The following is an 11,782-nucleotide window of genomic DNA, read 5'->3' as shown; positions in this document are numbered from 1 at the left end:
GCACGGTGCGAATCAGGTGCGTTTCTACTCAAACGATTAAGTTATGGACATGTAAGCACAGCCCTCTGGGAATTCCTAGGCTCGGTTCTCACAAAGACCGCTCGCAGCGAATTTGGTACCGCTGAGGACCTGTACGAGTCTTTAGCTCGGTAAACGGTAGTTTTTCTACCGCGAGCGCGTTTCTTCAAGTTTCCGCGCCCGCGCGGCGCGGGTCATGATAAACAGATACTATCTCGCTTAATCGAAAAAGCGAGCATGATGACAGGAGGCGAGATGGGCAGGCGAACCACGCTCAAGGACGTCGCGCAGGAGGCCGGGGTCACGGCCGCGACCGTCTCCTACGTCATCAACAACACCCCCGGTCAGTCCATCAGGCCGGAGACGCGCGAGCGGGTGCTCCAGGCGGCGAGAAGGCTCAACTACATGCCCAACGCGCACGCGCGCACCCTGAGGAGCCGCAACATCCCCTGCGTGGGCGTCGTCCTCAGGAGAAACCTCGCCGTCCCCCGCTTCAGCCAGATGGCCTACGGCATCCAGACGCGGCTCGAGCAGGACGACTACAACGTCCTTCTCCTTGGCAACAAGATCGACGGCCTCGGGCACGCCGACTACGCGAGCGCCTACCTCGCCGGCCGCGTGGGCGGCATCATCTTCATCGGCATCGAGAACGAGGGCCCCGACAGGGAGAGCCTCGAGCTCCTCCGGGAGGAGGGCGCGCCGCTCGTGGTCTTTGACTGCCAGCAGCAGGCGGACTCCTACAGCACCGTCGACCTCGACTACCGCGGCGGCGCCCGGCTCGTCACCTCGCGCGTCGTGGAGCGGGGGTGCCGGCGCGTCCTGTACCTGCGGCCGCAGATCGACACCGCCCAGGAGCGCCTGCGCGAGCAGGGCGTGCGCGACGTCTGCGAGGAGACCGGCACGCGACTCGAGGTCCGCTACGCGCCCATCGACCTGAGCAACATCGACGTCTGGGACGAGCGCTACACGGTCGGCAACACCGAGGACGGCCTCGCGCTCACCGCCCGGCTCCTCGAGATGGCCTCGGGCATCCTCTCCGAGACGCGCGACGGGGACGCCATCATCACCAGCTGGGCCACGTGGACCCACTTCTTCCGCAAGGTGAGGCCCAACCGCGGCATCATCTACGCCGAGCTCGCCAACAACGGGGAGAACTGGCTCGCCGCCAACTTCTACACCCGCCTCCCCAACTACGAGACGGGCGTCGTCTGCGCCGACGAGATCATCTCGCTCATGCGCGGCGGCGCGCCGTCCGCACGCATCATCAAGCTCACCAACGTCATCGAGCCCAAGATCGAGCCGCAGCGGGGCTAGCCGAGAAGGGCCCCGCCGGCGCGCACGGAGCCAGCGCCACCGCACGAAGCAACGAGAAGCAGTCAGAGCCACAGCCAACCAGCGCCCGGGGCCCGGGCACGAACAAGGAGATGGTCACATGGCACTCGTTCCACTCAAGCCCGTCCTGGACGCCGCGCGCCGGGGCGGCTACGCACAGGGGGCGTTCAACGTCAACGCGGTCTGCCAGGCGAAGGCCGTGATCGAGGTCCACGAGATGCTGAGGAGCGCCGCCATCCTGCAGGGCGCCGACCTCGCCAACGCCTTCATGGGAGGGCGCGCGGACTTTGCCAACGGCACGGTCGAGGACAAGATCGTCGGCGCCAGGAACATCGGCGAGGCCGTGAAGAGGTACGGCGAGCACAGCCCCGTCCCCGTGGTCCTGCACCTCGACCACGGCCGTGACATGGAGAGCGTGAAGGCCGCCATCGCGGGCGGCTACACCTCCGTCATGATCGACGGCTCGTCGCTTCCGCTCAAGGAGAACATGGAGCTCACGCGCGAGGTCGTCAAGTACGCGCACCCGCGCGGCGTCTCCGTGGAGGGCGAGCTCGGCGTGCTCGCCGGCGTGGAGGACCACGTCTTTGCCGCGTCGAGCACCTACACCAACCCGCTCGCCGCGGTCGAGTTTGTCCGCAGCACCAAGGTGGACGCCCTCGCCATCAGCTACGGCACCATGCACGGCCCCTCCAAGGGCGCGGACGTCAAGCTCCGCCGCGAGATCCCCATCGCCATCCGCGAGTGCCTGGCCCACGAGGGGCTCGACTGCGCGCTCGTGAGCCACGGCTCCTCGACCGTCCCCGCCTACATCGTGCGTGAGATCAACGCCCTCGGCGGCAGCATCCAAAACGCCCACGGCATCAGCCTCGACGAGCTCAAGGCCGCGATCCCCGCCGGCATCAGCAAGATCAACGTGGACACCGACATCCGCCTCGCGGTGACCCGCAACATGCGCGAGCTCTTCGCCACGCGCCCGGAGCTCCGGGAGAGCCCGTCAATCGGCGGCGTCTACCAGCTGCTCAGGGAGCACCCCGAGAATCCCGACCCGCGCGTCTTCCTCCCCGCCGTCTACGACACCGTCATGTACGGCGTGGTGGAGGACGACGACCGCGCGGCACTCGTCCGGGCCATAGAGGCCGGCGTGAAGGAGGCCGTGGCCACCCTCATCGTCGAGTTCGGCAGCTACGGCCACGCGCCCGACGCCGAGCTCGTCACGCTCGAGGAGATGGCCGAGCGCTACGAGAGGGCGGGGATCTAGATGGCGGCAGACGGCCTGCTCGTCGTCCACGGCGGCGGTCCCACCGCGGTCATCAACGCGTCGCTCTATGGCGCCGTCGACGAGGCCCTGGGCACGCCGGGCGTCGGGCGGGTGCTCGGCGCTCTCGGCGGCGTGGGCGGCATCGCCGAGGGCAGGCTCGTGGACTTTGGCCAGGTGCCGCGCGAGAAGCTCGACCTGCTGCCCTTCTCGCCCTCCTCGGCCATCGGCACGAGCCGCACCCCCCTCGAGAACGAGGACTACCGCGCGCTCGCGCACGCCCTGCGCGACCAGGGCATCCGCTGGCTCCTCTGCACCGGCGGCAACGGGACGATGGACACCTGCGGCAAGATCTGGCGCGCCTGCCGCGAGGAGGGCGTGCCCGTCGACGTGGTGGGAATCCCCAAGACCATGGACAACGACATCGCGGTAACCGACCACGCGCCCGGCTTCGCGAGCGCGGCGCGCTACATGGCGGCGACCACGTCGGCCATCTGCTGCGACGTGCGCGGGCTGCCCATCCACATCGTCATCGTGGAGGCCATGGGCAGAAACGCCGGCTGGGTCACGGCCGCGAGCTGCTTTGCCGACGAGTCCGGCTGCGGCGGCCCCGACCTCATCTACCTGCCCGAGCGCGACTTCGACGAGCGCGCCTTCCTCGATGACGCCCAGCGCCTCATCGACGAGAAGGGCTCGGGCGTCGTGGTGGTGAGCGAGGGCCTGCACACAGCCGACGGGGCCCCCGTTGCCCCGCCCCTCATGACCGTGGGCAGGGCAACGTACTTCGGCGACGTCTCCGCGCACCTCGCCAGGCTCGTGATCTCCGAGCTCGGCTACAAGGCACGCTCCGAGAAGCCCGGCCTCATCGGCCGCGCCTCCATCGCCTGGCAGAGCCCCGTCGACCGCGAGGAGGCCGTCGCCTGCGGGCGCGAGGCCACCCGCGCCGTGCTCGAGGGCGACTCCGGCACGATGGTGGGCATCGAGCGCGTCTCCAGCGAGCCCTACGAGGCGCGTCTCACCCGCATCCCCATCGAGCGGGTGATGCTCGACGAGCGCACGATGCCAGACGAGTACATCAACGAGCGCGGCAACGGCGTGACCGACGCGTTCCGCAGCTGGTGCCGCCCGCTGCTGGGACCCGCCCTCCCCCGCTTCGCGAGCTTCGTCTGACGCGCGGGACGGTTGTAGCCAGCCAAAAGAGAGGACCCCTTCATGAAGCACATCTTCCTCAACCTCAAGCGCTTTGACATCACCCCCGAGCGCGGCGGCGTGAACCGCCTTGCCGAGCCCGCGCGTTGGGGCGAGGCCGTCGCCGCGTCCATCAGGGGCGTTGCCGAGAAGTACGCGGGCGTCGCGGAGTTTGCGGCGTTTCTCCCCGAGGCGCACCTTGTGGGCGCCTGCGCCGCCGCCGAGGGCAGCCCGCTCGGCATTGGCTGCCAGGGCGTCCATGGGGCCGACACCGCCCCGGGCGGCAACTTCGGCGCCTTCACCACGCTGCGCACCGCCAACTCCGTCGCCCAGCTCGGCTGCGGGTGGGCGCTCGTCGGCCACTGCGAGGAGCGCATGAACCTCCGCGCGATCCTCGGCGAGGTCGGGGCGGACCCGGCCGAGGTGGAGGCCGCCGTGAGCCGCATCCTCTCCCGCGAGGTCCGCGCCGCGCAGGCGGCCGGCCTCAAGGTGCTCTTCTGCATGGGCGAGCGCGAGGAGGAGGTCGACGACTGGGAGGCCGTCCTCACCGCCCAGCTGACCCAGGGCCTCGAGGGCGCGGACCTCTCCGGCGTGCGCATAGCCTACGAGCCCGTCTGGAGCATCGGCCCCGGCAAGACGCCCGCCGACGCGCCCTACATCGCCAAGGTCGCCCGCCTCGTCAAGGGCGTCGTGCCCGGCGTCGACGTGGTCTACGGCGGCGGCCTCAAGGCCGACAACGCCGAGATGCTCGCCGGCATCCCTGAGGTCGACGGCGGCCTCATCGCCCTCACGCGCTTCACCGGCGAGATCGGCTTCTACCCCGACGAGTACGCCCAGATCGTCGACCTCTACCTCTCGTGACTCAAAAGGGGACAGTCCCCTTTTGAGTCACTTTCGCACGCCACCCCCCACAGAAAGGAAACCCATGCATCTGGACTTTGAGTACGGCAACGGCATGCTCGGGGCCGAGCTGCCCGACAGCACCGACGTCTTCGTCACCGGCGAGACCGTCAAGGACCCCGAGTGCCTGCCCCAGGACTGGGACAGCCTCTATAACGCCACGCTCGAGAGCATCCGCAACCCCATCGGCATGGAGCCGCTCGCCGACCTCGCGCACCCCGGCGCCAAGGTCGTCATCGTCATCCCCGACATCGTGAAGGGCGGCACGCAGCCCACCGCGCACCGCAAGGTGGCCATCCGCGCCTGCCTCGACGAGCTCTTCGCCAACGGCGTCTCCCACGACGACGTGCTCCTGCTCTTCTCCAACGGCCTGCACCCCCGCACCTCCACCGCCGAGGCCAGGCTCATCCTGGGCGAGGAGCTCTACAGCGAGTTCGAGGGCACGGGGCAGATCACGAGCCACGACTCCGAGGACTACGACCACCTCGTCGACCTCGGCTTCACGCCGCAGGGCGACCACGTGATCATGAACAAGTACGTCTATGACGCCGACATCGCCATCCTCATCGGCCACACGCAGGGCAACCCCTACGGTGGCTACTCGGGCGGCTACAAGCACTGCGCCACCGGCATCACCCACTGGCGCTCCATCAGCGCGCACCACGTGCCGCGCGTCATGAGCCGCCCGGACTTCGTCCCCGTCTCCACCTCCTCCCTTATGCGCGACAAGTTCGACCAGCAGGGCATGTTCATGGAAGAGAAGATGGGCAAGAAGTTCTTCTGCGTGGACGCCGTGCTCGACACCTGGAGCCGCCAGATCGCCATCTTCTCCGGCTACGCCGCCGAGATGCAGCCCGTCTCCTGGAAGCTCGCCGACAAGCGCACCTACGTGCACTGGGCCGAGAAGAAGTACGACATCGTGGTCATGGGCATGCCCACCAACTTCCACTACGGCGACGGCATGGGCACCAACCCCATCCAGATGATGCAGGCCGTCTCCGCCCAGGTCATCCGCCACAAGCGCATCCTCTCCGACCACTGCGTCTTTGTCATCGCCAGCTACTGCAACGGCTGGTTCCACGACGAGCGCTGGCCCTACCTGCGCGAGCAGTGGGAGCTCTGGCAGTCAGACAAGATGAACACCCTCGACGAGATGATCAAGTACGGCGAGTACTTCGCCACCAACGAGGAGTACATCCGCAAGTACCGCTTTGCGGGCGCCTTCCACCCGTTCCACGGCTTCAGCATGATGACCTGCGGAAACCTTGCCGAGAAGTACCTCAGCGCCACCTACATCGTGGGCGCGCAGAAGCCCGGCATCGCCCGCACCATGGGCCTCAAGACCCGCCCGACCTTCGAGGAGGCCATCGCCGACGCCACGCGCAAGTTCACCGACGGCAACCCCACCATCCTGGCGCTGCCGCACGCCTACAACCGCGCCGTGCCGCACCTCTGCATGAAGGACCCGTCCCAGAACAGCCACTTCCGCGACGACGCCCCCGCGCACCCCTGCGGCTGTTAGGCACAGCGGATGCTTCGGCTTAACGAGACGTATCTCGGCGCCCGGGTGAGCTCGGAGGAGGTCACCCGGGCCTCGGTCGAGCGCGCGGACGTGCTCGCGCGCTGCCAGGCAGGCGAAGAGCGCCACGCGGGATCGCTCGGCTGGCTCCACGTGGATAACTGGGCCTCGGACGAGAAGATCGCCCAGATCGAGAGCCTTGCCGCGCAGCTGCGCGAGAGGGCGGACACCTTCGTCCTCATTGGCGTCGGCGGCTCCAACAACGCCACCCGCGCGGTGCTCGCCGCCCTGGGCGCCCGGGACGGCTCGCTCGACGGGGCGCACCGCATCATCTATGCGGGCAACACGCTCTCCGCCTTTGAGCTGCGGCGCGTCCTGGAGGACCTGGAGGGTCACGAGGTCGTCATCGACTGCGTGGCCAAGAACTTCGAGACGCTGGAGCCCGGCTCGTCCTTCCGGCTGCTGCGACAATGGCTCGACAGGAGATATGGCGAGAAGGACGCGGCGTCGCGCATCGTCTGCTGCGGCACGCCGGGCTCGCACCTCGAGGGGCTCTGCCACGCCCACGGCTACGCGTTCACGACCTTCCCCGAGCCCGTGGGCGGCCGATTCACCGCGCTCACCGAGGTGCACCTCCTGCCGCTCGCCTTCGCCGGCGCCGACGTCCGCGCCCTCGTGGCCGGCGCCCGCTCCGAGGAGGCGCTCCTGCGCGACGGCACGGGGGACCCCCTGGCAAACGCCGCCTGGCGCTACGCGCTCATCCGCAGGCTCGCCTGGGACGCGGGGCTGCGCGTGGAGCTCCTGAGCTTCTTCGAGCCACGCTTCCGGTGGCTCTCCAAATGGTACGAGCAGCTCTTTGCCGAGAGCGAGGGCAAGCGCGGACGTGGCCTCTTCCCCGCCTCGGCCGAGTACTCCGAGGAGCTCCACAGCCTGGGACAGTACGTCCAGGACGGAACCCGCCAGCTCATGGAGACCTTCCTCGACGTCGTCGAGCCCGGCGAGGGAGACTCCCTCGTCCTGGGGGGCTCGGACATCGACGACCGCTTCGGCTACCTCGACGGCGCCGACTTCTGGGACATCAACAAAGCGAGCTTCGCGGCCACGCGCGCCGCGCACGCGCCGACGCTCCCCTGCCCCACCATCGAGCTCGACCGCCTGGACGCCGAGCACCTGGGAAGGCTCCTCTACTTCCTCATGTTCTCGTGCTACCTCTCGGCGAGCCTGCTCGACGTCAACCCCTTCGACCAGCCGGGGGTGGAGGCCTACAAGCGGCTCATGTTCCGCACGCTCGGACGCCCCTAGGGCAGCGCCGCACGCCCCCTCAGGCACGCCCCCTGTGCCACGTTCTTCTCGCCATCTGCGGCAATGCGAGAAGGGCCGCGCAGGGGGCGCGCTTTCCCGTGCCGGGACTAGCCTCGGCGGCCGGCGAACAAGCGCAGGCCGCGCACGATGGTGTCATGCGCCTCCTGGCGGGCCGTTTCGAAGAACTCCGCGCTGAGCAGCTGGTAGACGGGTACGCCGCTCACGTGCTCCTCGCAGTTCTTCTCGACGATCCGTCGGGCCACGTCCGCGGCGGCGCGCGCGTCGCGCTCGAGGATCGTGTACGGCGGGAAGGCGGCGCACTGCTCGAGCAGGGACTCGCCGACGCTCGGGACCATAGAGATGTCGAGCGTGCGCCCAAAGAGCGCGAAGTCCGCCTGCTTGCCGATGCGCGCCCGCTCGCCGGGCTTCACGCCGATGAGCTCCAGGTAGCGGCGCGTGTGGGCGTTGTAGACGTGGTCGGTCACGAGATGCGCCCACGCGCCGAGCGCAAGGTCGCTCACCCGCTCCTGGCGCGCCACGTAGAAGCTCCAGAACTCGTCGTAGCTGGGCAGCGGGATGTGCTCGCGCAACGCCTGGTGCGTGAGCTTGTAGTCGATGCGATACGTGATGTCGGGCACCATGTAGCCCACGTAGATGTCCGGCGCGAGGTTGCCCATGAGAAACGCGTTGGGGTCGCGGACGCCAAGGGCGGCCGCACCCTCCTCCCGGAGCAGACGCTCCACGTGCGCGACATGTATGTTCCAGCTTGGCATGGAACCTCCGGGCTAGATGTAGGCGGAGCCGCGCGACTGCTCGAGCGAGAGGATCGTCGCGGCGTTGCGCTGCTCGGTGTAGCTGAGAAACGAGTCCACGCGCGCGTCGAAGTCATCCGGGGAGTAGAGCGGGGTGTACCAGGACTTGTCACCGAAGTAGCGGACGAGGTCGTCGTTTCTGAACTCGCGGCCGTGACGGGCGTAGATCTCGTTTCTCGCGAGGTAGAGCTCCCAGTCGCTCAGGTGGGAGATCTCGCTCGTGGAGTACTCGTACGTTGCGCTGTACGGGAGGATGTAGTCGTCGGAGCTCGTGTGCACGACGGTCGAGCGGGGCGGGGCGGGCGCGTGGTCGTTGCCCTCCACCACCACGACGACGTTGTTCTGCTGCGTGCCGGCTGCGGCGTCCGCCTCATCCGCCGCGGCGTCATCGGCGCCCGCGTCGTCCTCGGGGCCGGCGTCCTGCGCGGCGCCCTCGTCGTCCTTCTCGCCCGCGCTCGACGGCTCCTCGGCGGGGTCCGCGCCGTCCGCCGGCTGCTCCTGCGCCGGCTGCTCGGACGCGGGCTGCGAGCCGGCGCCAAAGGGGTTGGCCACCACCACGACGAGCGCGACCACCGCGACGAGCGCGACGACGGACATGACGACGGCCACGACGGAGCTGCCGTGGGTACGCGGCGCGGGGGAGCCCTGCTCGGGCGTCGGGGAGGCGGGCGGCGTAGGCGCGCCCGGAGGGGCGACGGCGGTCTTGTCAGCGTCGCCCGCGCCGACGGGGGCGCCGCACGTGTCGCAGAACTTTGCGCCGTCGGAAACCTCGGCGCCGCAGTTGGTGCAGAACATAGGCCCTCCTCGCAGCATCACTCGTAGAAACAGTGTAACCCTAACGCGGCGCGGCCGGACGCGTTGTGCGCCCGGCCGCGACCATGACAAACGACCCTGACACCTTTGTCAGGTTAGCTGCGGACCTCGCCGCCGGTGGCCTTGCAGACCTTGGTCACGAGCTTGGCGTGCGCCTTCTCCACCTCGTCGGAGGTGAGGGTGCGGTCGGCCGCGCGGTAGGTGAGCGAGAAGGCCATGGACTTCTTGCCCTTGCCCACGCGCTCGTCATCGCGGTAGACGTCGAAGAGGCGGGCGTCGGCGAGCAGCTTGCCGCCGGCGGAGGTGATGCGCTGCATGAGGGTCTCGCAGGTCACGGACTCGTCCACGACGATGGCGAGGTCCACGTCCACGCCTGGCAGCGTGGGCACGTCCTCGTAGGGCAGCTCGTCCGCGGAGAGGCGCAAGAGCGCCGCCTGGGAGAGCTCGAAGGCCACCACGGGCTCGTCCACGCCCATGGCCTTGAGGCCGCGCGGGTGGACGTTGCCCACCCAGCCGATGACCTCGCCGCGCGAGAGCACCTCGGCGGCGCGGCCGGGCTGGAGCCACGGGTACTGCTTGGGGTCGGCCACCTTGAAGCGGACCTTCGTGAGACGCAGGGCGTCCAGGAGCTCCTCGACCACGCCCTTGGCGTCGAAGAAGTCATACTCGTCGAAGCGCTGGTTCCAGGCGTCGTCGGCGCGCTTGCCGCACAGGACGCCGCAGACGTAGCTCGGCTCGTCGGGCAGGCTCGCGTGCTCCTTGCCAAAGAAGACGCGGCCGATCTCGTAGAGCGCCACGTTCGAGACGCCGTGGTCGAGGTTGTACGCCACCGAGCGCAGCAGGCCCGGGAGCATGTCGCGGCGCATCTCGGACTGCTCGGCCACGAGCGGGCGGATGATCTTCACGGGCACGCCGCGGCCGGTCTCGGGGATGCCCAGGCGAGCGAGGTCGTCCGGCGCGGCGAAGCAGTACGTGGAGGTCTCGGAGAGGCCGCAGGCGCGCAGGACCTGGCCGATCTTGCGCACGCGGCGCTGCTCGGGCGTGAGGCCGCCGGCGTGGTTCTTCGCGGCGGGGATGGTGGGCTCGATGTCGCCCTCGCCCCAGAGGCGCACGACCTCCTCGATGAGGTCGACCTCGCGGGTGAGGTCGGGGCGGTTGGTCGGGGCGGTCACGACGTAGTGCGCGATGTCGTTCTTCTCGACCGTGCAGCCGAGGCGCTCGAGGCGCGACATCATGAACGAGTTGGTGATGGGGGCGCCGGCGAGCGCGCGGGCGCGGTACGGGCGGAAGTTGATCTTGACCGGCGCGTCGTCGGCCTCGCCGGGATAGACGTCCACGATGCCGGGGCAGACCTCGGCGCCGCAGCACTCCTCGAAGAGCGCCGCCGCGATCTCGGCAACGTTGGCGCAGTTGGTGCCGTCGACCTTGCGCTCGTAGCGGATGGAGGCCTCGCTCATGAGGTCGAGGTTGCGGCTCGTGCGGGAGGTGTGGCCGCTCGAGAAGTTCGCGCTCTCGAGAAGGACGTCCACGGTCTCCTCCGTGATCTCGGAGTCGAGGCCGCCCATGACGCCGGCAAGGGCGATCGGGGTCGCGCCGTCGTCGGTGATGAGGCACATGTCGTGCGTGAGCACGCGCTCCTGGCCGTCGAGCGTCGTCAGGCGCTCGCCGTCCGCCGCGGCGCGCACCACGATGTGGCGGCGTCCGTCGCGCTCGGTGAGCTTGCCCAGGTCGAAGGCGTGGAGCGGCTGGCCCGTGAGGTACATCACGTAGTTGGTCACGTCCACAACGTTGTTGATCGAGCGCCCGCCGGCGGCGGCCACGCGCTGGGCGAGCCAGTCGGGCGAGGGGCCGATCTTCACGTTGCGCACGACGCGCGCGGTGTAGCGCGGGCAGAGCTCGGGGTCGGCGATCGTCACGTCGACGAGGTCGGCGGCGTTGGGGCCCTGCTCGACCTTGACGCTCGGCAGCTCGATGTGGGTGTCCTCGTCCAGGATGGCGGCGACCTCGGCGGCGATGCCGGTCATGGAGAGGCAGTCGGGGCGGTTGGGCGTGATCTCGCAGTCGATCACGGTGTCGGACATGCCGAGGTAGTCGGTGAAGTCCATACCCACCGGGGCGTCCTCGGGCAGGATCATGATGCCCTCGTGGTCGTTGCCGAGGCCCAGCTCGCGGGCCGAGCAGTTCATGCCGCAGGACTCGACGCCGCGCAGCTTGCTCTTCTTGATCTTGAAGTCGCCGGGCAGCACCGCGCCGATCATGGCGGTGACGATGTGGTCGCCCTCGTTGAAGTTCTGGGCGCCGCAGACGATCTGCAGGGGAACGGGATTGCCGTCCGCATCCACGTTCTTGTCGCCAACGCTGACCTGGCAGAGCCACATGTGGTCGGAGTCGGGGTGGGGCTTCTTGCTCACGACCTGGGCCGTGACCACGTGCTCGAGGTTGGCGCCGACCTTCTCCACGCCCTCGACCTCGGTGCCGGTGCGGGTGAACTCGGCCACGAGCTCGGCGGGGTCCGCCGGCACGTCGACCATGCTCTTGAGCCACTCATATGAGACGCGCATTCTTCTTCTCCTTCTCGCGCGATTCGAAACATGTTTCCGCTGGTTCTGAGGGTTTCACTGGTGCCTGAGATTGGTGCGAATG

The 11,782-nt window shown here is 68.8% G+C and carries 9 protein-coding genes; 6 read left to right on the top strand and 3 right to left on the bottom strand.

Translation table 11 applies throughout. The annotated features are described in order from the left end of the window. The first annotated feature begins 273 nt into the window (after nucleotides 1-273). The 6 genes from H6A23_RS01150 to H6A23_RS01125 all read left to right on the top strand — a co-directional run bounded on the left by H6A23_RS01150 (nucleotide 274) and on the right by H6A23_RS01125 (nucleotide 7,514). Nucleotides 274-1,332 carry a LacI family DNA-binding transcriptional regulator gene (locus tag H6A23_RS01150; protein ID WP_204830360.1) on the top strand — a complete coding sequence of 353 codons (1,059 nt, stop codon included), beginning with the start codon at nucleotides 274-276 and terminating at the stop codon, nucleotides 1,330-1,332. Between the two features lie 118 nt (nucleotides 1,333-1,450). Then, entirely contained in the window at nucleotides 1,451-2,608 is a 1,158-nt protein-coding gene (locus tag H6A23_RS01145) for a class II fructose-bisphosphate aldolase (protein WP_204830359.1), read from the top strand. Next, nucleotides 2,609-3,775, top strand: a complete 1,167-nt coding sequence (locus H6A23_RS01140; RefSeq protein WP_204830358.1) for a diphosphate--fructose-6-phosphate 1-phosphotransferase — start codon at nucleotides 2,609-2,611, stop codon at nucleotides 3,773-3,775. It begins immediately after the preceding gene. Between the two features lie 42 nt (nucleotides 3,776-3,817). After that, nucleotides 3,818-4,654, top strand: coding sequence for a triose-phosphate isomerase (locus H6A23_RS01135; RefSeq protein ID WP_204830357.1), 837 nt, complete (start codon nucleotides 3,818-3,820; stop codon nucleotides 4,652-4,654). 64 nt (nucleotides 4,655-4,718) lie between these two features. Further along, nucleotides 4,719-6,215, top strand: a complete 1,497-nt coding sequence (locus H6A23_RS01130) for a lactate racemase domain-containing protein (protein ID WP_204830356.1) — start codon at nucleotides 4,719-4,721, stop codon at nucleotides 6,213-6,215. Nucleotides 6,216-6,224: 9 nt separating this feature from the next. Beyond that, nucleotides 6,225-7,514: a hypothetical protein gene (locus tag H6A23_RS01125; protein WP_204830355.1), complete on the top strand. Its 1,290-nt coding sequence runs from the start codon at nucleotides 6,225-6,227 to the stop codon at nucleotides 7,512-7,514. Nucleotides 7,515-7,621: 107 nt separating this feature from the next. Here H6A23_RS01125 and H6A23_RS01120 read toward each other — a convergent pair whose 3' ends face one another. The 3 genes from H6A23_RS01120 to pheT form a co-directional block, all read right to left on the bottom strand. Further along, complete coding sequence (locus tag H6A23_RS01120) at nucleotides 7,622-8,287, bottom strand: hypothetical protein (protein WP_204830354.1); 666 nt, start codon at nucleotides 8,285-8,287, stop codon at nucleotides 7,622-7,624. A 12-nt stretch (nucleotides 8,288-8,299) separates the two neighbouring features. Continuing rightward, the gene (locus tag H6A23_RS01115; RefSeq protein WP_204830353.1) at nucleotides 8,300-9,121 is read right to left on the bottom strand and encodes a YARHG domain-containing protein; all 822 of its coding nucleotides are present in this window, start codon (nucleotides 9,119-9,121) and stop codon (nucleotides 8,300-8,302) included. A 113-nt stretch (nucleotides 9,122-9,234) separates the two neighbouring features. Beyond that, the gene (gene pheT / locus H6A23_RS01110; protein ID WP_204830352.1) at nucleotides 9,235-11,700 is read right to left on the bottom strand and encodes a phenylalanine--tRNA ligase subunit beta; all 2,466 of its coding nucleotides are present in this window, start codon (nucleotides 11,698-11,700) and stop codon (nucleotides 9,235-9,237) included. Nucleotides 11,701-11,782: the final 82 nt, after the last annotated feature.

Source organism: Olsenella uli, from assembly GCF_016900775.1.
GTDB classification, from domain to species: Bacteria; Actinomycetota; Coriobacteriia; order Coriobacteriales; family Atopobiaceae; genus Thermophilibacter; species Thermophilibacter uli_A.
The sequence above is the reverse complement of the archived record's forward strand: the minus strand, read 5'-3'. Positions and strand labels throughout refer to the sequence as shown.

What these genes read in the sequence shown, in the direction of transcription:
- H6A23_RS01130 (WP_204830356.1), top strand. Translation starts at nt 4,719, where the DNA reads ATGCATCTGGACTTTGAGTACGGCAACGGCATGCTCGGGGCCGAGCTG.
- H6A23_RS01150 (WP_204830360.1), top strand. Translation starts at nt 274, where the DNA reads ATGGGCAGGCGAACCACGCTCAAGGACGTCGCGCAGGAGGCCGGGGTC.
- pheT (WP_204830352.1), bottom strand. Translation starts at nt 11,700, where the DNA reads ATGCGCGTCTCATATGAGTGGCTCAAGAGCATGGTCGACGTGCCGGCG.
- H6A23_RS01120 (WP_204830354.1), bottom strand. Translation starts at nt 8,287, where the DNA reads ATGCCAAGCTGGAACATACATGTCGCGCACGTGGAGCGTCTGCTCCGG.
- H6A23_RS01125 (WP_204830355.1), top strand. Translation starts at nt 6,225, where the DNA reads ATGCTTCGGCTTAACGAGACGTATCTCGGCGCCCGGGTGAGCTCGGAG.
- H6A23_RS01115 (WP_204830353.1), bottom strand. Translation starts at nt 9,121, where the DNA reads ATGTTCTGCACCAACTGCGGCGCCGAGGTTTCCGACGGCGCAAAGTTC.
- H6A23_RS01135 (WP_204830357.1), top strand. Translation starts at nt 3,818, where the DNA reads ATGAAGCACATCTTCCTCAACCTCAAGCGCTTTGACATCACCCCCGAG.
- H6A23_RS01140 (WP_204830358.1), top strand. Translation starts at nt 2,609, where the DNA reads ATGGCGGCAGACGGCCTGCTCGTCGTCCACGGCGGCGGTCCCACCGCG.
- H6A23_RS01145 (WP_204830359.1), top strand. Translation starts at nt 1,451, where the DNA reads ATGGCACTCGTTCCACTCAAGCCCGTCCTGGACGCCGCGCGCCGGGGC.